The sequence below is a fragment of the Acinetobacter sp. IK31 genome (assembly GCF_035615195.1).
Taxonomy (GTDB): Bacteria; Pseudomonadota; Gammaproteobacteria; order Pseudomonadales; family Moraxellaceae; genus Acinetobacter; species Acinetobacter calcoaceticus_C.
Window position 1 is genome coordinate 191,866 of the sequence record NZ_JANBOB010000016.1, and the last position, 18,911, is coordinate 210,776.

Annotated in this window: 20 protein-coding genes; 11 read left to right on the forward strand and 9 right to left on the reverse strand. The window is 40.9% G+C overall.

The annotated features are described in order from the left end of the window. The first annotated feature begins 3 nt into the window (after positions 1-3). The 3 genes from MSG66_RS09500 to MSG66_RS09510 all read left to right on the forward strand — a co-directional run bounded on the left by MSG66_RS09500 (position 4) and on the right by MSG66_RS09510 (position 1,795). The gene (locus MSG66_RS09500; protein ID WP_133971302.1) at positions 4-981 is read left to right on the forward strand and encodes a zinc-binding dehydrogenase; all 978 of its coding nucleotides are present in this window, start codon (positions 4-6) and stop codon (positions 979-981) included. A 66-nt stretch (positions 982-1,047) separates the two neighbouring features. Next, positions 1,048-1,401, forward strand: a complete 354-nt coding sequence (locus MSG66_RS09505; protein ID WP_324653851.1) for a DUF1304 domain-containing protein — start codon at positions 1,048-1,050, stop codon at positions 1,399-1,401. 52 nt (positions 1,402-1,453) lie between these two features. After that, positions 1,454-1,795, forward strand: a complete 342-nt coding sequence (locus tag MSG66_RS09510; protein WP_324653853.1) for a GlpM family protein — start codon at positions 1,454-1,456, stop codon at positions 1,793-1,795. 44 nt (positions 1,796-1,839) lie between these two features. On the opposite strand, the gene MSG66_RS09515 is transcribed toward MSG66_RS09510, so the two are convergent. The 3 genes from MSG66_RS09515 to tenA form a co-directional block, all read right to left on the reverse strand. Then, positions 1,840-2,643: an SDR family oxidoreductase gene (locus MSG66_RS09515; RefSeq protein WP_324653854.1), complete on the reverse strand. Its 804-nt coding sequence runs from the start codon at positions 2,641-2,643 to the stop codon at positions 1,840-1,842. 103 nt (positions 2,644-2,746) lie between these two features. Continuing rightward, positions 2,747-3,118 carry a MerR family transcriptional regulator gene (locus MSG66_RS09520; protein ID WP_324653855.1) on the reverse strand — a complete coding sequence of 124 codons (372 nt, stop codon included), beginning with the start codon at positions 3,116-3,118 and terminating at the stop codon, positions 2,747-2,749. Between the two features lie 66 nt (positions 3,119-3,184). Next, positions 3,185-3,859 carry a thiaminase II gene (gene tenA / locus MSG66_RS09525; RefSeq protein ID WP_324653857.1) on the reverse strand — a complete coding sequence of 225 codons (675 nt, stop codon included), beginning with the start codon at positions 3,857-3,859 and terminating at the stop codon, positions 3,185-3,187. A 262-nt stretch (positions 3,860-4,121) separates the two neighbouring features. Between tenA and MSG66_RS09530 the strand changes: the two genes are divergently transcribed. The 3 genes from MSG66_RS09530 to ssb all read left to right on the forward strand — a co-directional run bounded on the left by MSG66_RS09530 (position 4,122) and on the right by ssb (position 7,364). Next, the gene (locus tag MSG66_RS09530) at positions 4,122-5,204 is read left to right on the forward strand and encodes a DUF475 domain-containing protein (protein ID WP_133971314.1); all 1,083 of its coding nucleotides are present in this window, start codon (positions 4,122-4,124) and stop codon (positions 5,202-5,204) included. Between the two features lie 147 nt (positions 5,205-5,351). Then, positions 5,352-6,716 (forward strand): MFS transporter, encoded by a 1,365-nt coding sequence (locus MSG66_RS09535; protein ID WP_324653858.1) that lies wholly within the window; start codon positions 5,352-5,354, stop codon positions 6,714-6,716. Positions 6,717-6,767: 51 nt separating this feature from the next. Then, on the forward strand, positions 6,768-7,364 hold the full coding sequence (ssb, locus tag MSG66_RS09540) for a single-stranded DNA-binding protein (protein ID WP_042895689.1): 597 nt from the start codon (positions 6,768-6,770) through the stop codon (positions 7,362-7,364). 40 nt (positions 7,365-7,404) lie between these two features. On the opposite strand, the gene MSG66_RS09545 is transcribed toward ssb, so the two are convergent. Together MSG66_RS09545 and MSG66_RS09550 are read right to left on the reverse strand one after the other, a co-directional pair. Then, entirely contained in the window at positions 7,405-7,728 is a 324-nt protein-coding gene (locus tag MSG66_RS09545; protein ID WP_324653860.1) for an AzlD domain-containing protein, read from the reverse strand. After that, positions 7,725-8,420 carry an AzlC family ABC transporter permease gene (locus MSG66_RS09550; protein ID WP_324653862.1) on the reverse strand — a complete coding sequence of 232 codons (696 nt, stop codon included), beginning with the start codon at positions 8,418-8,420 and terminating at the stop codon, positions 7,725-7,727. Before MSG66_RS09550 ends, MSG66_RS09545 begins: the two co-directional genes overlap by 4 nt. A 68-nt stretch (positions 8,421-8,488) precedes the next feature. Between MSG66_RS09550 and MSG66_RS09555 the strand changes: the two genes are divergently transcribed. Next, positions 8,489-9,037: a helix-turn-helix domain-containing protein gene (locus MSG66_RS09555; protein WP_133971340.1), complete on the forward strand. Its 549-nt coding sequence runs from the start codon at positions 8,489-8,491 to the stop codon at positions 9,035-9,037. A gap of 321 nt (positions 9,038-9,358) precedes the next feature. Then, positions 9,359-10,801 carry an amino acid permease gene (locus MSG66_RS09560; RefSeq protein ID WP_324653865.1) on the forward strand — a complete coding sequence of 481 codons (1,443 nt, stop codon included), beginning with the start codon at positions 9,359-9,361 and terminating at the stop codon, positions 10,799-10,801. A 66-nt stretch (positions 10,802-10,867) separates the two neighbouring features. Here the strand turns inward: MSG66_RS09560 and MSG66_RS09565 are convergent, their stop codons facing one another. After that, positions 10,868-12,367 (reverse strand): PLP-dependent aminotransferase family protein, encoded by a 1,500-nt coding sequence (locus MSG66_RS09565; RefSeq protein ID WP_324653867.1) that lies wholly within the window; start codon positions 12,365-12,367, stop codon positions 10,868-10,870. Between the two features lie 156 nt (positions 12,368-12,523). Here MSG66_RS09565 and gabT point away from each other — a divergent pair, with 156 nt between their 5' ends. Both gabT and MSG66_RS09575 read left to right on the forward strand, forming a co-directional pair. Next, positions 12,524-13,816, forward strand: a complete 1,293-nt coding sequence (gene gabT / locus MSG66_RS09570) for a 4-aminobutyrate--2-oxoglutarate transaminase (protein ID WP_133971346.1) — start codon at positions 12,524-12,526, stop codon at positions 13,814-13,816. Then, positions 13,813-15,261 (forward strand): NAD-dependent succinate-semialdehyde dehydrogenase, encoded by a 1,449-nt coding sequence (locus tag MSG66_RS09575; protein WP_004639889.1) that lies wholly within the window; start codon positions 13,813-13,815, stop codon positions 15,259-15,261. The genes gabT and MSG66_RS09575 overlap by 4 nt, the downstream gene beginning before the upstream one ends. Positions 15,262-15,385: 124 nt before the next feature. On the opposite strand, the gene MSG66_RS09580 is transcribed toward MSG66_RS09575, so the two are convergent. Beyond that, entirely contained in the window at positions 15,386-16,063 is a 678-nt protein-coding gene (locus tag MSG66_RS09580; protein WP_003653987.1) for an isochorismatase family protein, read from the reverse strand. Between the two features lie 169 nt (positions 16,064-16,232). On the opposite strand from MSG66_RS09580, the gene MSG66_RS09585 reads away from it, so the two are divergent. Beyond that, positions 16,233-17,153, forward strand: a complete 921-nt coding sequence (locus MSG66_RS09585; protein ID WP_324653870.1) for a LysR substrate-binding domain-containing protein — start codon at positions 16,233-16,235, stop codon at positions 17,151-17,153. Positions 17,154-17,170: 17 nt separating this feature from the next. Here the strand turns inward: MSG66_RS09585 and MSG66_RS09590 are convergent, their stop codons facing one another. Both MSG66_RS09590 and ycaC read right to left on the reverse strand, forming a co-directional pair. Next, positions 17,171-18,145: a LysR substrate-binding domain-containing protein gene (locus MSG66_RS09590; protein ID WP_133976117.1), complete on the reverse strand. Its 975-nt coding sequence runs from the start codon at positions 18,143-18,145 to the stop codon at positions 17,171-17,173. A 19-nt stretch (positions 18,146-18,164) separates the two neighbouring features. After that, positions 18,165-18,791 (reverse strand): isochorismate family cysteine hydrolase YcaC, encoded by a 627-nt coding sequence (ycaC, locus tag MSG66_RS09595; protein ID WP_324653872.1) that lies wholly within the window; start codon positions 18,789-18,791, stop codon positions 18,165-18,167. Positions 18,792-18,911 lie beyond the last annotated feature (120 nt).

The window sequence follows — 18,911 nt, forward strand, 5'->3', positions numbered from 1 at the left end:
AGCATGCGAAGTATTATCCATGGTAATTTTGGCGAACCTGTAGACGTTTTAGAGCAGGCGGATATGCCAAAGCTAGAACCAAAAGCAGGCGAAGTACGTATTAAAACGATCATGTCTCCAATCCATAACCATGACGTGTGGACGGTACGTGGAAGTTATGGCTACAAGCCTACTTTACCCGCTATTGGTGGTAGTGAAGCCGTTGGTATTGTTGATGCATTGGGTGAAGGCGTTACTCATGTACAGGTAGGGCAACGTATTGCAGTTGCAGCTGTTCATGGCAGTTGGGCTGAATACTTTATTGCACCAGCTCAGGGTCTTATTCCATTAAATAATGAAATTGATGATGAAACAGCGGCGCAGCTGATTGGTATGCCAATTAGTGCTCTCATGCTATTGGACTTTGTAAATGTTCAACCGGGTCAGTGGTTAATTCAAAACACAGCGAATGGCGCGGTGGGTAAAACTGTTGCCATGATTGCGCAGGCACGTGGTTTACCTGTGATTAATCTGGTTCGTCGTACTGATGCAATTGCCGAGATGCAAGCATTAGGCATTCAACATGTTGTAGCAACCGATCAGCCTAACTGGAAAGAGCAAGTTAAACAGATTCATGGGGACCAACCTTTAATTGCGGGTGTGGACTCGATTGGCGGAAGTGCAAGTGGTGAAATGCTTAACTTGCTTAGTGAAAATAGCCTATTGGTTTCATTTGGAAGCATGACAGGTGAAACCATGCAAATTTCATCGGGTGATCTTATTTTCAAACAAGCAACTGTAAAAGGTTTCTGGGCAAGTGTGGTCAACAAAGAAATGCCAGCAGAACGTAAAAAAGAGCTTATTGTCGAGTTATTAACGTTAGCGACTCAGAAAAAATTAATCCTTCCTGTAGAAGGCGTTTTTAGTTTTGATGAGATTAAAACTGCTGCCCAAAGAGCAACTCAAGGTGCTCGCCAAGGCAAAGTATTGTTAAAGCCGTAAAATACTAAAAGATCAGTCGAGAGACTGATCTTTTTTTAATATCTTTAAAATAAAAAGGAAAATCGTATGATCGGACAAGTTTTAGTGGGTTTAATTGCAATATTACATGTCTATATTTTAGTGTTAGAGATGTTTTTGTGGGATAAGCCCTATGGCATGAAAGCCTTTGGAAATAATGCAGAAAAAGCAAAACTCACCAAAGTCATGGCACAAAACCAAGGTCTTTATAATGGCTTTTTGGCTGCGGGTTTATTCTGGGCTTTATTTGCAGATGCACCGTTTGCGACATCCATTGCCAACTTCTTTTTAGGCTGTGTACTCATTGCAGGTATTTACGGTGGACTAACAGCCAGTAAAAAGATTATTTATATTCAGGCAGTTCCCGCATTGATTGCGTTGCTTGCTGTTAATTTTCTCTGAAAAGCGCACAATACAGCGTTTTGATATGGAAATGACCAGATAGGATCGGCGCATGTGGGCGTTATTTTTAAAATGTATGTTGGGAGCAGGGGTTGTTCTCGTCATTTCGATTTTATCGAAAAGTAAGGCATTTTATATTGCAGGTTTAGTTCCGCTTTTTCCTACATTCGCTTTGATTGCTCATGTGATTGTTTATCAGCAAAAAGGAGCTGAGGCTTTACAGAAAACAGCTCTGTTTGGCCTATGGTCACTTATTCCATATGCCATTTATTTAGTGGCGGTCTATGTACTTGCAACGCGTATGTCGATGTGGTCATGTCTAGGTTTGGCAACACTGTGTTGGGTAGTTGCCGCGGCAGGTTTAATTTATGGCTGGCAGTCGTTTCAGCATTAAAAAAGATTAAGAGAGAACCCTTAATCTTTTAAATTTAAATATGTTTATGATTCAATAACGCGGGTTCTAAGCATGCCTTCAACTAAATTGATCATTTTTTTGCGAGAAAGAATTCGAGGCAGTTGAGACGTTAAATAATTGCTACAACCTACAACAAGAGTCGGTTTATTTTTATCTAATGCTGCAACCGTTGCAGACACAACATCATCAACTGTCGAACTTTTCATACCGCTGGTATCGGCATTTGCGACCTGAGTAAAATTGGTTTCTGTATTTCCTGGGCAAACCGCTAGAAACTTAACACCTGAAGATGCATATTCTCCTGCCAGTGCCTCAGTAAATTGCAATACGTAAGATTTACTCGCACCATAAACAGCGATATAGGGTAATGGCTGAAACGCACCTGTCGATGAAATATTAATCATGATGCCTTTTTTGTTAGCAAGCATGTGCGGCAGAAATAAATAACATAAAGACGTTACGCTACTGATATTCAGCGTGATCATTTCTTGATAGGTAGCTACAGATTGATCTAGAAATTTAGTCCATTTTCCAAATCCTGCGTTGTTAATTAAAATTTCTACTGATAATTTTCTAGCTTGTACTTCATCAAATAAGGTTTGAGCTGAATTTGGTTGAGCTAAATCTAAAACGATCACCTCAACAGTCACGTTATATTTTTTTCTAAGTTCATCGGCTAAATCATTCAGCTTTTGCTCGGACCGCGCCGTTAAAATTAAATTAATACCTAAAGATGCAAGTTTTTGTGCATAGGCTTTGCCTATTCCTGAAGATGCGCCAGTAATTAATGCTGTTGAATTTTTGAAGGTAGAAAGATGAGCACTCATTTTATTGGTCCGTAATAACAGAAGTTGTTACGATAAACCTTGTCCCTAAGGGCAGAGTCAAGCACTCATTTTGAAAGCTATTTTCATATTTTAATAAGCAGTTTTAGGCAGAAATTTTATGGGTAATATAAGTTTGAATAATCTCATTCTCCAGTTGCTTTAAATCTTCTTGTAAACGCGTTAATGCTGCTTTTTGCTCAATAATTTGTTGATTCTTTTTCTGAATGAGCTGTTGTGCAACTTCTACAGGAAATCGATTATTTTTATATTTTAAAGCTGATAAGTCATACAGTTCTAAAAGGCTAAATCCGACAGCTTGCGCGAGGCGAATCATCTTAACCGACTGAACATCAATCGCTTCATAAATACGATAATTTCCCTTTCTTTTTGCCACAGGTAGTAAGCCTAATTTCTCATAATGCCGAATGGCTTTAGGAGTGGCTCCAGTTAAAGATGCTAATTCGCCGATATACATATCTGTCTCATATTTTATTGAAAATCGATCAGCGTATTGAACAATCTGATCAATTCATTTGAAGTTTTAAATATGATCTAAACCTAACCATTGTCTTTGGTGGTAGGCGCTATCCCAAAATAACCACTCAAGTTTTGCGCCCATAGTGTAAGCAGCATGCATTTTTTCTAAAGTGTCTGCATCGCAACGTGCCGCAACTTTATCTACTGTCGCAATCACATTATGAACGGCTATATGAAACTCTTCACCAGCATAGGTGTCTACCCATGCTTGATACGGGTTGTTCGGAACCGATTTGCTCACAATATCTTTACCGACTTCGGCATAAATCCAGAAGCAAGGTAACAGTGCAGCGAGTACAACAGGGTAGCTCTCAGACCAAGCAGTTGCGGTTAAAAATGAAGTATAATGGTGGCCTGCCAACGTTAATGGCGTATTTTTAAATTCTTCTTTGGTTACGCTAAAGTTTTTCATGAAGTCATCATGCAAACTGCGTTCAACCACAATCGCAATTTTGGCTGCGTCTGAAAATTGCATAATATCGTCAGCATCAAAAGCCTTTGCTGCTGCAACAGCAAGCACACGACCATAGGCCACTAAATATTGGGCATCCTGAATTACATAATGACAAAAAGCTTCTTTATCTAAAGTTCCATTGGCAAGTTCCTGATTAAAAGGCAGGTCGAGAATTTTTTGATATAAATTTAGATTACGTTGCCAGAGTTCTTGAGAAAAAAGCATAAAATCATTCCATTTAAAATAAGACAGCTGAACCGGATTTTAAATCAATTTTAAAATATAAAAATAATAATGATAGATATATCGCAAGAAAATATTTAATACGATTAACAAGTTAATAAAGAATTATAAATTTCTTATTTAACATAGGGATAAAGTAAGTGTAATAACGGCACAAAACGACATCATTTTATGGTGAATTATCGATATAATAACCGCGTTTTTAAAGAAAGATTAAGTTTAATTCTTGGCATAGGTCTGATCCATGAAGCATTTCCGATTTTCGATATTTTTTACGGTGGTGTGTTTAGCACTATCCGCGTATTGGGGTTTTACCCATGGACCTGAAGCGGGCATGTCTACCATGCTTAAAGCTTTAACAATTACAGCCATTTTAGCTGTAATGGAGGTTTCTCTATCTTTTGACAATGCTGTTGTCAATGCATCGGTTCTGCGTAATTGGGATCCTTTCTGGAAAATGCTATTTTTGACGGTTGGTATTTTAATCGCCGTTTTTGGTATGCGTTTAATTTTCCCAGTGGCGATTGTTGCCGTGACTGCGGATATGGGAATGATTGAGGTGGCTAAATTAGCACTCAACGATCCAAAAACGTATTCTGAGCGCTTAATGGCCCACCACGCCGAGATTTCTGCTTTTGGTGGAACTTTCCTATTATTGGTTTTCCTAAACTTCTTCTTTGATGAGGAAAAAGAAACCCATTGGTTCAGATGGCTTGAAGCTAAACTTTCTAGCTTAGCTAGCGTACCGGCAATGTCTGTTTTTATTGCTCTCATTGCAATGTTAATTATGGCAGCTAATGTTGATGAATCGCAGCGCCTTGTTGTGACTATGGCAGGTATTTGGGGCATTGTGGTTTATATTGGGGTAGAAGTATTAAGCCATATGTTAGGTGGTGAACCTGAAATTGATGAAGACGGCAATGCCGTTATGAAAGATGGATCAGGCGCTGCTTCGGGTGTAGTTAAGGCGGGTATCGGCGGTTTCTTATACCTAGAAGTGTTAGATGCATCTTTTAGTTTTGACGGCGTGATTGGTGCTTTTGCGATTACGAGTGATGTTGTCGTGATTATGCTTGGTCTTGCAATTGGTGCTATTTTTGTCCGTTCAATGACAGTTTATCTTGTTGAAAAAGGCACGCTAGATGCGTATGTGTTCTTGGAACATGGAGCACATTATGCCATTGGTGCTTTAGCATTCATTATGATTGCAAGTGGTACAGGCGTACATGTACCAGAAGTGGTAACAGGTTTAATTGGTGTAGCATTTATTGTTTGGGCTGTATTTGCTTCAATTCAATATAGTAAACGCCATCCACACTCGTCTTAAGCTAATTTTCAGTAAAGATGTTTAAAATAAAGAGGCTAAATGCCTCTTTATTTTTTTAAGCTGAAATCGTTAATTTAAATAAGGGGTCCCGTATTTTTAGAAACGAATCGGCTTATAATTTGCCTAGTTTGATAAACGTGTATTGATATGATGAATGCTTTGGAACGTCGCTCAACTTTTGCCTTAAGTAGTATTTTTGCGCTACGCATGTTGGGTTTGTTCATGATTATTCCTGTCTTTTCTGTAGTCGGGCAGTCATATCAATATGCGACTCCAGCACTCATTGGTTTGGCTGTGGGTGTCTATGGTTTAAGTCAGGCGATTTTACAAATTCCATTTAGCCTGCTTGCTGACCGCTTTAGCCGTAAACCTCTCGTGGTGCTTGGCTTGTTGCTCTTTGCACTTGGTGGTGCAATTGCCGGTTTATCTGACACGATTTATGGCGTAATTATTGGCCGTGCGATTGCGGGTGCAGGTGCTGTTTCGGCAGTCGTGATGGCACTTCTTGCCGATGTCACGCGCGAAGAACAACGTACTAAAGCCATGGCAGCCATGGGCATGAGTATTGGCTTGTCTTTTGTGGTGGCTTTTAGCCTAGGGCCTTGGCTCACAAGTCTTTTCGGCATTTCAGGTCTATTCTTTGTCACGACCATTATGGGTTTAATCGCGATTTTGATGCTATTGCTTGTGCCTAAAGTGACCCGTCATCATCGTAATTATCAGCAAGGCTACATGGCGCAGCTTAAGCAAGTGATTCAAATGGGTGATTTAAACCGTTTGCATGTTTCGGTTTTTTCATTGCACTTACTGCTCACAGCCATGTTTATTTATGTGCCTTCACAGCTCATCGAGTTTGCGCATATTCCTTTAGCCAGTCATGGTTTGGTATATCTGCCACTCTTGGTGATTAGTCTGTTTTTTGCATTTCCCAGCATTATTGTGGCTGAAAAATATCGCAAAATGCGAGGTATTTTCTTAACGGCAATTACAGGGATTATTGCAGGTTTGCTGTTACTCATATTTGGTTATCAATCAAAATATGTATTGCTCGCAGGCCTAGGTATTTTCTTTATTGCATTTAATGTGATGGAAGCATTATTGCCATCGTGGTTATCAAAATGTGCGCCAATCCAGTCAAAAGCGACTGCTATGGGTGTAAATGCCAGTAGTCAGTTTTTAGGTGCTTTTTTTGGGGGCACACTTGGTGGACAACTATTGATGTTACATAATACTGCGATGGGATGGAGTGTCTTAGCAGGGATTGCTATAATATGGTTGCTAATTAGTTTTGGTTTAGCTCAGCCGCGGTATTTGTCATCTATTGTGTTGCCATTACCGCAAGTGCAACAGGTGAATGAGTGGACCACACAGCTATTGGCAATTCGTGGTATTGAAGAAGTTGTGGTGATGCCTGACCAGCAAGTTGCTTATATTAAAGTCGATAAACAGTCACTTGATGAGGCTGCGCGACGTGATTTAACGCAGTTGTTCGGTAAAGAGGTAGCCATTTAAGCATAACTCTTATAAAGTAAAACATAGAAATGTATAGGATGAAGACAGCTAATGCGTGGTGTAAATAAGGTTATTTTGGTTGGTACTTTGGGTCGTGATCCTGAAACAAAAACTTTTCCAAATGGGGGCTCGTTGACTCAATTTTCAATCGCGACAAGTGAAGCTTGGACTGATAAAACTTCGGGTGAACGTAAAGAACAAACAGAATGGCACCGTATTGTTTTGCATAACCGTTTAGGGGAAATTGCTCAGCAGTTTTTACGTAAAGGTTCTAAGGTTTATATTGAAGGTTCATTACGTACGCGTCAGTGGACTGATCAAAATGGCCAAGAGCGCTATACAACAGAAATTCGTGGCGAACAGATGCAAATGTTAGATGGTCGTCAACAAGGTGAACAAGGTCTCGCTGGCGGTAATGATTTTAATCAACCGCGTTTTAACGCACCTCAACAAGGTGGCAATGGTTATCAAAATAATAATAACCAAGGTGGTGGTTATAACCAAAATAGTGGTGGCGGCTATGGCAGTAACCCAGCTGGTTTTGGTAATGGTGGAAACAGTAACCCACAATCTGGTGGTTTTGCTCCAAAAGCTCCACAACAGCCTGCGTCTGCACCAGCTGATTTAGACGACGATTTACCGTTCTAATCAAAGTTTCAAAAAAGGCGAGTTTATCTCGCCTTTTTTATTACTCAATTCCAAGCAAACGTAAAAGTGCGGTACCAGCGGCTGCCAAACAAATCACCAATAATAGAGGCACTTTTTTCCAGACCAAGAAAAGCGCTAACCCAACACCAAAAATACGCGCGAAACCGGCGAAATGTTGGCCTTCAAAAAATGTCGTCGTCACGGCAATAGCACACAACAAAACAGTTGTACCATTTGACAATAAAACTTGGTATTTTTCAGAAAAAGTAAACTTGGCACCTAAATGAAAACCAGCAAAACGAATACTATAAGTACCCAGTGCAAGTAGAGCTATACCCAAAATAATGAGTAATTGTTGATTCATTTCTTTCTCCCAAATATTAAGCCAAAAAGAGATATTAAAATTGGAAGTCCTGATGCTAAAAAAGGTGTGGTAATGAGTGCCAAAGTTGATCCAGCAAATGCAGCTTTTCGAGTGGATTTATTCTTTAAAGCAGAAAAAGTAAGAGCAATTAAAATGGCGGGGAAAATTGTATCTAAGCCAAATGTTTTAGGATCTGGAATAGCGGTTCCAATAAAATAACCCGCCATTACACCGAGTGGCCAGCTCAGCATGATGCCTATACCACACAACCAATAAGCAGCTTTTTTCGTTTCAAAATCAGGTTGTGCCATGCCAAACAAAACACTTTCATCGTTCATGATATGGCAACCGAAATAACGCGAATATTTACCTCGGATTAGTTCATTAACTGCAATTCCAAAAGGTAAATGCCGTAAATTGACCAATAGACCTGCAATTGCAGCTGCAATCGGACTACCGCCTACCGCTAAAAAACCAATAAAGATAAATTCAGCAGTTCCTGCAAGTACAAAAATCGATAAGCAAAGTGGAATCCACAGTGGGAGGCCATAGCTCGCGGCAAGAGAACCTAAAGACATTCCGACTACACTGGTTGCCAGACACACAAAGAAAATTGAGCGAGTGGTGTCTTTACTAAGTTTCTTAATGAGAGAGTATGTAGTCATAGCATGATATAACGAACGATTTTCCATTATAATGAATAAGTCTGATTGTTTTGTCAAAATGAACGATCGTTTTTTATATAGAACGGGTGTGTTGAATGTCTCAGCCAATTCAAATTATTGCCAAAGGTTTAACTCGTGAGCGCCAAAGAGTAGGGCTTTCATTGGCAGAGGTTGCTCGTCGTGCAGGTGTCGCCAAATCTACACTTTCACAATTAGAGGCAGGCCAAGGTAACCCAAGTATTGAAACCTTATGGGCGCTTTGTGTTGCACTAAATATTCCATTTGCACGTCTGATGGAAGAGCCTAGCAATCAGGTACAAGTGATTCGTTGCGGCGAGGGTCCAACAGTGAGTTCTGAGATTGCCAATTACAAGGCAATTTTACTGGCGAATTGTCCGCCTCATGCACGTCGAGATGTGTATCTACTCATTGTTGAGCCTGGCGAAGACCGTCTTTCTGAACCCCATCCAGTTGGTTCTGTAGAGCACATTATTGTGGTTGAGGGCAAAGCTTTGGTCGGCTTAATTGATGAAGCTGTTGAGCTCGGTGTTGGAGATTATATTTGTTACCCTGCCGATCAAAAACATATATTTAGAGCCTTAGAAAAGGGTACAAAAGCTTTATTAATTTCTGAACAAAATTAAAGAATTTTAAACTGATTAAATTAAAACTTATTTATTATTTAAAATAAAAACCATTTACCAGCATCCCATACAAAAAGAGCCAATTTTGCGTATAAATTTTGCAATTGGCTCTCTCTTTTATTACAAAAATGGCTCTCGTTTCTTGACTGCCGAAACGACAAATTAAAGCCATTGGAAGTATGCATACGGAAGCGCCGGATAAGCTCAGTGAATTTTCTGTTTTAGGAATTGGGCAGAACGGCTAAATTTTTAGGGGATATTTTTTGGCTTCGGAGGTTTTCCGAGACTAGCCGATATCCTCCATATATTAAGGAAAATGATATGGCAGCTCATCAAAATGGTTCTGAAGCCAATCACTCCCAAAGTTTAAAACATGGACTCAAATCACGGCACCTGACGATGATCTCGATTGCAGGGGTTATTGGTGGTTCTCTATTCGTGGGCTCAGGCAGTATTATTTACAATACGGGACCTGTAGTTTTTCTAACCTATGCTTTGGGTGGTCTACTCGTTTGGTTCATCATGCGTATGTTGGGCGAGATGGCCGTTTTAAACCCTGACAGTGGCTCTTTTTCAACTTATGCAGACCGTGCGATTGGCCGTTGGGCTGGTTTTTCAATCGGCTGGTTGTACTGGTGTACGCTCGCAATGCTTATGGGGTGGGAAGCCTATGTGGCAGGTAAAATTTTAAATAATTGGTTCCCATTTATACCAATCTGGGCCTATATGGTCGTGGTCATTGTTGCTTTGGTCGCAGTCAATTTACAAAACGTGAAAAACTATGGCGAATTTGAGTTTTGGTTTGCGCTCATTAAAGTTATTGCGATTGTTATTTTCCTTGTGATTGGTAGTTTGGCCATCATGCATTTGTGGCCTTGGGGTAATCCAGCTGCTTCTGGTATTAGTAACTTAACCTCTCAAGGCTTTATGCCAAATGGGGGATCATCCGTTATTACCGCTTTGCTTGGGGTCATGTTTGCCTATATTGGTGCTGAAATTGTGACTGTAGCAGCAGCAGAATCAGAAAATCCTTCTAAAGAAATTCGTAAAGCTTCTAACTCGGTGGTTTGGCGAATTATTTTATTCTATGTCGGTTCAATGTTTGTTGCGGTATGTTTAATTCCGCACAACAATGAACTTTTGAAAGATTCGACTTGGGGAACATATAGCGTAACGTTAAGTGCACTTGGGATCCCGGGGGCTCGCCATATTGTGAATTTTGTGGTGTTAACGTCGGTGTGTAGCTGTTTTAACTCAGCACTTTACACGTGTTCACGTATGTTGTTCTCATTAGCTAAACGTGGTGATGCACCGAAAAGTTTTGGTTCTGTGAACAGTAAAAGCAGCCCGTGGGTTGGTGTGATTGTGTCATGCTTTTTCTCTGTGATTGCCGTGATTTTAACTGCAACCAAGAGCATGGATGTTTATGACTTTTTCATGCTAACGACGGGTGCAGCGACATTGTATGTCTATTTGACTATTGCTTATTCTCAACTCCGTATGCGTAAAAAATTAGAAGCAGAAGGCGTCAAAATTGACTTTAAAATGTGGATGTTTCCTTTCCTAACTTATGTGGTGATCTTTGCGATTATTGGTGCAATTCTTACCATGCTCATTGAAGGCACATATTTCAAAGAAGTGATTTACACCACAGCATTGTTCGGCATTATTGTGTTCTTTGGAATATTGTCGGAAAAACTTGGTTGGGGTAAAGATCGTAGAACGACCCATTTAACTCATACTCAAGAAGAAAAGTTAGTTTAATATTTTAGAAACCAAAAGAGCCTCTTTATGAGGCTCTTTTTTATTCAGTATGATGAGATTAAAGAATTAATTCAGGGTTGATACACCTGCTTCACGTAAGCACTGGAGTAGCACACCAAAAGCCATCACCATGTCTTTTTCATTGACGCAGGCAAAGCCCATGAGCAAACCACGTTGCGCGTGTGCATGTGATTGCATGTAATACTGGGAAAGTGGGCGAACTTTGACACCACGTTCAAGTGCAGTGGCTGCAATCGCGACATCATCGCAAGAGTTTGGTAGTTTTAAAACCAGATGTAACCCTGCTGCTTCATCATAATCATGGATAAATTCAGCCCCCAGATAGCGTTTAATCAGGCTCACCAAGTAATCACGCCGTTTGCCATAGAGCAGACGCATACGACGAATATGCGCTTCATAATGGCCTTCACGAATAAATTCAGCTAAAGCTTTTTGTTCGAGCAAATGTCCACCACGATATAGTTCGGCTGCCACAATCCGTAAGGGTGAAAAGAGCGGCTTAGGTACGACTAAATAGCCAATTCTTAAAGATGGATAAATGGTTTTGCTGAATGTTCCCATGTACAGCACAGGTGCATCATTTTCTAGGCCCTGTAAAGAAGGATAAGGTTGGCCCGAGAAACGGAACTCACTGTCGTAATCATCTTCTACAATCCAGCTATTGTGCTGACGGGCAATCTCAATCAATTTGCGTCGACGATCTAGGCTTAAATGTGAACCCAGTGGATATTGGTGTGAGGGAGTGACAAAAATGAGTTTAGGCGGTTTAACTGGATTTTCTTCGGGGATAATGCCTTCGGCATCGACTGGCATTGGTTGAATATCAACACCATTAATACGTAAAGTATTACGCATTCCCCAATAGCCTGGATCTTCAATCCAGATCCGGTCACCAATATCGCTGAGTGCACGTGAAACTAAATCAATCGCTTGGTGAATACCTTCGGTAATAATAATTTGGTCGGCATCGCACTGGACTGAACGGGCAACCAGTAAGTAGTCTGCCAATGCACTTCGAAGTTCAATACATCCGCCCGCGTTGCTATAGATAAGGCGGTTAATGTCTGGCTCACGGCTTAATTTTGCTTGAATACGGCTAAAAATATGATGTGGGAACTCAGTGACATCAGGTGCGCCAGGCACAAATGCACCCCATTGATGTGGAGATGCTGCGGCATAGCCTAATAAATTTGAACCACGCTGTGATAGCGCATAAGAGTTTTGAACATGTGGTTTTGAAACTGTTTTCTTTTCATTTTTTGTATTTAAAAAGCTTTCGGGTAGTTTCTCTGCAACCCATGTGCCGTGTCCTGTACGTGCTTCTAAGTAACCTTCCGCTTGTAGTTGTTCGTAGGCAGTAAGAACTGTATTTCTCGAAACATGAATTTCACTGGCCAAATCCCGTGAAGCGGGCAAACGCGTTTTGGGTTGAACCACTCCATCAATAATGGCAGCGCGTAGACAACGAAAAAGTCGCTGATGGAGTTTACCCTCGATGTCCTGTTGGAGCCGTTGTAACAAATGATCTCCAAGTAAACTACGCAATTGGCTCTCTCCTACAGTTAAAAAATGGCTCTCGTCAGTTGCCGCCAGACGAGCGAAATTACATGCATAGGCAGTTGTTGTAAAGCACCCTGAAAATTAAGCACAGGATGTAAAAAACCAAAGCTGCAACTGATGATGAAAATATGAGGGAATCAAATGGATAATCAACATTCTGCACTTAACGCACGTAAACAGCAAGCAACTCCACGTGGTGTAGGCGTGATGTGTCAGTGGTACGCTGAAAAAGCTGAAAATGCCACGCTTTGGGACAAGGAAGGCAACCAATTTATCGACTTTGCTGGTGGTATCGCGGTTTTAAATACAGGCCATCGCCACCCTAAAGTGATTGCAGCGGTAACTGAACAACTCACTAAATTTACGCATACTGCCTATCAAGTAACACCTTATGAGAGCTATGTCGCTTTAGCTGAGCGTATTAATGAACGTGCACCAATTGCAGGACCTGCCAAGTCTGCTTTTTTCACAACAGGTGCAGAAGCAGTTGAAAATGCTGTGAAGATTGCTCGTTGTTACACTGGTCGTCACGGCATTATCACTTTTGGTAATGGTTTCCACGGTCGTTCATTTATGACCATGGCAATGACAGGAAAAACAGCGCCTTACAAACGCGACTTTGGTGTTATGCCAGCAGGTGTGTTCCATGCGCGTTATCCAGTGCCTGCTAAAGGTATTTCGGTTGATGCAGCGATTGAAAGTGTTGAAGATATTTTCAGTGAAGATATTGCACCACATGATGTTGCAGCGATTGTGCTTGAGCCAGTACAAGGTGAAGGTGGTTTCCATGTTGTACCTGCCGAGTTCTTAAAACGGTTACGCGCTATTTGCGATAAGCACGGTATTTTACTTGTGGCTGACGAAGTGCAATCTGGTTTTGCACGTACTGGTAAATTGTTTGCAATGAACCATTACGAGACTAAAGCTGACTTGATCACCATGGCAAAAAGCTTAGGCGGCGGTTTCCCAATTTCGGGTGTCGTTGGCCGTGCAGAAGTGATGGATGCACCTAACCCAGGTGGATTAGGTGGTACTTATGCAGGTAGCCCGATTGCGGTTGCTGCTGCACACGCAGTTATTGATGCGATTGAAGAAGAAAACTTATGCGACCGTGCAAATGAGCTAGGCGCTGAGTTGGTTGTTTCGCTTAAAGACATTCAGCAAGCAACAGGCAATGTAGTGACTGATATTCGTGCATTAGGATCAATGGTTGCAGTAGAACTAGAAACTGCCGAACAAGCAAAAGTTGTACAAAACTATGCAATGGAAAACGGGTTGTTACTTCTGACTTGTGGTAAATACGGTAATGTAATTCGTTTCTTATATCCATTAACCATTCCTGCTGAGCAATTCCGTCAAGGCCTTGATATCCTGAAACAAGGTTTTGCGGCACTCAAGGCGGGTAGTGCAAAAGCAATGGAGCAATCTGCATGATTCAAAATAATTTGCAGTATTTATTAAAACACCCTGATATTTCATTAGAAGCGCCTGCATCAAATGACTATATCGAGGTAAATGATGCTGCTACGGGTGAAACTTTGGCATGGGTAAAAACCTATGACCGCGCAGGGGTTGAAGCCGCAATTAACCGCTCAGCCAAAGCGCAAGCTGCTTGGAAAAAGCAAACTGCCTTGGTTCGTGCTGATGTGTTATTGGCATGGTACAACCTCATGCTTGAGCACAAAGAAAATCTGGCTCAAATTTTAACGGCTGAGCAAGGTAAACCATTGGCAGAAGCACGTGGTGAAATTGGTTATGCAGCATCATTCATTCGTTGGTTTGCTGAGCAAGCCCGCCGTGTTGATGGTGAGGTTTTAACACCGACACTGCCAAATCAACGTCTTTTAGTGATTAAACAAGCGATTGGTGTGACTGCTGCAATTACACCGTGGAACTTCCCAGCTGCCATGATTACGCGTAAAGCGGGTCCGGCAATTGCTGCGGGGTGTTCAATGTTGGTTAAGCCAGCAGAGCAAACACCATTAACTGCCTATGCGCTTGAAGTTTTGGCATTACAAGCAGGCTTACCAGCCGATGTTTTAATTAACATTAGCGGTGATGCGGCTGAAGTGGGCAAAACTTTATGTGAAAGCGATATCGTTCGTAAGCTCAGCTTCACGGGTTCAACACAAGTTGGTCGTATCTTGATGCAACAATGTGCGCCAACCATTAAGAAACTGTCGCTTGAGCTGGGTGGTAATGCACCAGTCGTGGTGTTTGACGATGCCAACCTTGAACAAGCTGTTCAGGGCATTATGGCAAGCAAATATCGCAATAGCGGTCAAACCTGTGTTTGTGCGAACCGTATTTATGTTCAAGACGGTATTTACGATGCGTTGGCAGAGCGTCTGGTTGAAGCGGTGTCTAAGCTTAAAGTCGGTGATGGACGCCAAGAAGGTTCAACTCAAGGGCCTTTAATTGATGAAGATGCGATTGCAAAAGTTCAGTCTCATATTGCAGATGCAACCGAGAAAGGTGCAACAATTCGTATCGGTGGTCAACGCTCGGCACTTGGTGGCACATTCTTTGAACCAACAGTTTTGACTGGTGTAACACAAGACATGAAAGTGTCGAAAGAAGAAACATTTGGTCCACTTGCACCGCTATTCCGCTTTAAAACTGAAGATGAAGCAGTAGCAATGGCGAACGATACCGAGTTTGGTTTAGCTGCTTATTTGTTTACACAAAGCACAGCTCGTCAATGGCGAGTGGGTGAAGCACTTGAGTACGGTATGGTCGGCATTAACACGGGTGCGATTTCAAATGAAGTCGCTCCGTTTGGTGGCGTAAAACAGTCAGGTCTAGGCCGTGAAGGTTCAAAATTCGGCATTGAAGAATATGTCGAAATGAAATACCTCTGCGTAGACTTATCTGAGTAAGGAACAACGCGGGTTCGTTTTGTTCTGAACGAAAACATGCAGTTATGCTGTATGTGATGTTTCACAAAAACCGGTCATGCCCATTCATGACCGGTTTTTTTTAAATAAGATTTCGAATTCGGACTTAGCGTGCTGAGTCTAAAACTTCGCTATTTTTAATCACTTCTTGAGCTTTGGTATAGCTTTCAATCAGTAGCTGGTAGGCAGGGAAAATTTGAGTATAAACTTGTGCCCATTCAAGCGCGTCATCTCGATTCCATGTTTTTTGAATTTCAGAAGCAACTGCTGCTGTATCCATAGGAACTACACCAGCTTGCACAACACGTGCTAACGTAATTTCTTCCGCCATTTTGCTATAAGTTCCTGAAGCATCAACCACTGCAAAAACTTTATATCCTTCTGCAACTGCACTAATAGCTGGGAAAGCCATACAAACGCTGGTAATTGTCCCAGCAATAATAAGAGTCTTACGGCCAGTCGCTTTTACTGCAGCTACAAATTCAGGATTGTCCCATGCATTGATTTCACCTTTACGGGCAACATATTGTGCATGAGGTGCATTTGCGTGAATTTCTGGAATAAGGGGACCATTTGGACCTTGTGGAACAGAAGCGGTTGTAATTACCGGAATATTCGACAAGCTTGCGATTTTAGCTAATGCTGCTGCACGGGCACGTAATTCGGTCATTGGCATGTCTGCTACAGTTTGAAATAGACCACTTTGATGATCGATCAAAAGCATGACTGAATCATCTGGATCGATGACTGGGCGTTGACCATTGAAATTTGCTGGAGTTGTCATTGTTATATGCTCTCTTTGATGAGTGTGTAATTCATATTACAAATAGGATAAAGGGTGAAAAATATCTAAAATAGAAATCATTGTCATATACAGAAAACAATATGGTATGTTTTATATTCAGCTTGCTGAAATGCACTGTAATTAATATGTGATATGTCAGGATTACAAAATGAAAGACTTAAATGACCTCTTTTTTTTCGTAAAGATTATTGATTGCGGTGGTTTTTCGGCTGCGAGTCACGAGTTGATGGTGACCAAGTCTTTATTAAGCCGACGTATGGCAGAGCTAGAGAATCGGCTTGGCGTGAAGTTACTCAATAGAACAACTCGCCAAGTCTCGATTACTGAGGTAGGCAAGATTTACTATCAGCACTGTAAGGCAATGCTGATTGAAGCAGAGGCAGCAGAAGAGGCGATTGAATATTTAACATCGGAACCACGTGGCCTAATTAAATTGTCTTGTCCCACAAACTTACTGCACATTAATGTAAGTGAAATGCTTAACGAGTTTCTGGCACTTTATCCTAAAATTAAACTACATGTAGAAGCGACAAACCGAAGAGTCGACCTGATTGATGAAAGATTTGATTTGGCCATTCGAATCCGTCCTTTGCCTTTACCTGATAGTGATTCTATTGTTCGTGAGCTGGCTCTGGCACGACAGTTTGTTGTTGCTAGTCCTAACTTAACCAGTCGATATTTTTCAATCTCACGACCTGAGCAATTAGCCGATTGGCCTATTTTGATGATGGAGTCTTTTGCACCTGAATATACATGGCATCTCGATTCGCAAGATAAGCAAAAAGTCACAGTAAAATGTCACCCTCGGTTCACCACTACGGATTTAACCGCTTTAAAAAATGCCACATTACAAGGATTAGGGGTAGCAAAATTACCAGAACTTGTGGTCTATGAAGATCTCGCTAAAGGAACACTCGTGAACGTATTGCCTGAATGGCAATTTCCTCCTGAAATGATTCATTTGGTGTATACAAGCAGGCGTGGATTGTTGCCTTCAGTAAAGTTGCTCATTGATTTTCTTGTAGAAAAGTTTAAAGAACTTAAAAAGAATGCATCTGTTCTTTATTAAAAGAAGTATTCAATGCATTATGAAAATGAATAACCTTGATTACTTTCAGGCAAACGTCGCAATTCATCAATCAGCGTTTCAATGAGTTTTTCAACCACAAGACGCTGGCCTTTTCTGGACACATAAACCAGTTGTAGCATGCCAATATTTGACTTCCAGTCAGGCAGAATATGAATAAGTTTGCCTTTACGAATTTCAGATTCAACGGTTAAAAAGGGAAGGTCCGCGATTCCTAGGCCGTCCATAACGGCATAGTAAACACCTGCTAAGTCATTACTTTTTATTCGTGGTTGATAAGGCACATCAACCGATTCGCCATTGCGTGTGTTACATAAATGCCAGACATGATTTTGCTTTTGAGTACCCAGGCTAATACTTGGAAAGTCCTGTAATTCTGAATAATTTTGGATTACTCGACCTTGGAGCAATTCAGGCGCGGCTACCAGACAATGATCGGTTTTAATCACATCACGAACAATAAGATTTGAGTCTTCATTGGGTTCGAAATTGGTCCGAATGGCAAGGTCGATGTCATCATGCAAAATATCTACTCGACGGCTTGTAAGTTCGAGTGATATTTCAACTTTAGGATAGGTTTTTAAAAACTGATTTAAAATTTTTCTAATTTGAAAATGCATCATCAAAGGTGGGCAACTCACTTTTACCAACCCTTGAGGTTCACTTTTTTGCTTTAATAAAACGTTTTCTGCACATTCAACTTGAGCAATAACTTTGCAGCATTCCTCGTAAAACTCTTGCCCTAAATCGGTCACTTTAAAATGGCGGGTTGTCCTTTGAATCAGGCTCACATTAAATTTATTTTCAAGGTCAATAATGCGTCTGCTGAGCTTTGACTTGCTAATATTTTCGGCTTCACTGGCCGCACTAAAGCCGCCGTGTTTTACGACCAAATAGAAATAATAAAAATCATCAAAAGAGCTTATCAATTTCAGATCAATCCATTTAAATGCAAGATTAGAATGCTTAAGCATTCTAATCTTGGTCATGTCATTATTTTTGCGATGTATTAAAGCTATAGCTGGTCATCAGGTTGCGATAATCAGGAATATGATTTGAGAATAATGCACCTAAACCTTCTACATCATTACGCCAGTCACGATGTAATTCACATGCCATCCCGAACCAAGTCATAAGTTGTGCTCCTGCTTTTGACATACGATCCCAAGCAGCATCACGTGTTAATTCATTGAAAGTACCAGAAGCATCGGTAATCACAAATACTTCAAAGCCTTCTGCTAACGCAGCTAAAGCAGGGAATGCCACACAAACTTCGGTTACCACACCCGCAATAATCAGTTGTTTTTTACCTGTTGCTTTGACAGCTTTTACGAAGTCTTCATTGTCCCATGCATTGATTTGGCCTGGGCGTGGAATAAAAGGCGCATCTGGGAAAAGTTCTTTTAACTCTGGAACTAAAGGACCATTTGGACCATTTTCAAAACTGGTCGTTAAAATAGTAGGTAAATTAAAATATTTTGCAGCATCTGCAAGTGCTAAAACATTATTTTTAAATTTATCCGGATCGATATCTCGAACTAAAGAAAGTAAACCTGCTTGGTGGTCAACTAAAAGAACTGCAGCATTATTCTTGTCTAAACGCACGTAATCTTGAGCCATTTTTTATTTCCTCATGTTATCAAAATGAATGATGAAAAATTATTAAGTAGGTCATCATTGCCTAAAATTATGCTAGTTGAGTTTTATGTTGTGATTAAGTCTAAAAAATAGGATTAAGAA

What these genes read in the sequence shown, in the direction of transcription:
- MSG66_RS09590 (WP_133976117.1), bottom strand. Translation starts at nt 18,145, where the DNA reads ATGCTTAAGCATTCTAATCTTGCATTTAAATGGATTGATCTGAAATTG.
- MSG66_RS09500 (WP_133971302.1), top strand. Translation starts at nt 4, where the DNA reads ATGCGAAGTATTATCCATGGTAATTTTGGCGAACCTGTAGACGTTTTA.
- MSG66_RS09505 (WP_324653851.1), top strand. Translation starts at nt 1,048, where the DNA reads ATGATCGGACAAGTTTTAGTGGGTTTAATTGCAATATTACATGTCTAT.
- gabT (WP_133971346.1), top strand. Translation starts at nt 12,524, where the DNA reads ATGGATAATCAACATTCTGCACTTAACGCACGTAAACAGCAAGCAACT.
- MSG66_RS09545 (WP_324653860.1), bottom strand. Translation starts at nt 7,728, where the DNA reads ATGAATCAACAATTACTCATTATTTTGGGTATAGCTCTACTTGCACTG.
- MSG66_RS09550 (WP_324653862.1), bottom strand. Translation starts at nt 8,420, where the DNA reads ATGGAAAATCGTTCGTTATATCATGCTATGACTACATACTCTCTCATT.
- MSG66_RS09535 (WP_324653858.1), top strand. Translation starts at nt 5,352, where the DNA reads ATGATGAATGCTTTGGAACGTCGCTCAACTTTTGCCTTAAGTAGTATT.
- MSG66_RS09510 (WP_324653853.1), top strand. Translation starts at nt 1,454, where the DNA reads ATGTGGGCGTTATTTTTAAAATGTATGTTGGGAGCAGGGGTTGTTCTC.
- MSG66_RS09580 (WP_003653987.1), bottom strand. Translation starts at nt 16,063, where the DNA reads ATGACAACTCCAGCAAATTTCAATGGTCAACGCCCAGTCATCGATCCA.
- ycaC (WP_324653872.1), bottom strand. Translation starts at nt 18,791, where the DNA reads ATGGCTCAAGATTACGTGCGTTTAGACAAGAATAATGCTGCAGTTCTT.
- MSG66_RS09530 (WP_133971314.1), top strand. Translation starts at nt 4,122, where the DNA reads ATGAAGCATTTCCGATTTTCGATATTTTTTACGGTGGTGTGTTTAGCA.
- MSG66_RS09575 (WP_004639889.1), top strand. Translation starts at nt 13,813, where the DNA reads ATGATTCAAAATAATTTGCAGTATTTATTAAAACACCCTGATATTTCA.
- MSG66_RS09555 (WP_133971340.1), top strand. Translation starts at nt 8,489, where the DNA reads ATGTCTCAGCCAATTCAAATTATTGCCAAAGGTTTAACTCGTGAGCGC.
- tenA (WP_324653857.1), bottom strand. Translation starts at nt 3,859, where the DNA reads ATGCTTTTTTCTCAAGAACTCTGGCAACGTAATCTAAATTTATATCAA.
- MSG66_RS09520 (WP_324653855.1), bottom strand. Translation starts at nt 3,118, where the DNA reads ATGTATATCGGCGAATTAGCATCTTTAACTGGAGCCACTCCTAAAGCC.
- MSG66_RS09515 (WP_324653854.1), bottom strand. Translation starts at nt 2,643, where the DNA reads ATGAGTGCTCATCTTTCTACCTTCAAAAATTCAACAGCATTAATTACT.
- ssb (WP_042895689.1), top strand. Translation starts at nt 6,768, where the DNA reads ATGCGTGGTGTAAATAAGGTTATTTTGGTTGGTACTTTGGGTCGTGAT.
- MSG66_RS09585 (WP_324653870.1), top strand. Translation starts at nt 16,233, where the DNA reads ATGAAAGACTTAAATGACCTCTTTTTTTTCGTAAAGATTATTGATTGC.
- MSG66_RS09560 (WP_324653865.1), top strand. Translation starts at nt 9,359, where the DNA reads ATGGCAGCTCATCAAAATGGTTCTGAAGCCAATCACTCCCAAAGTTTA.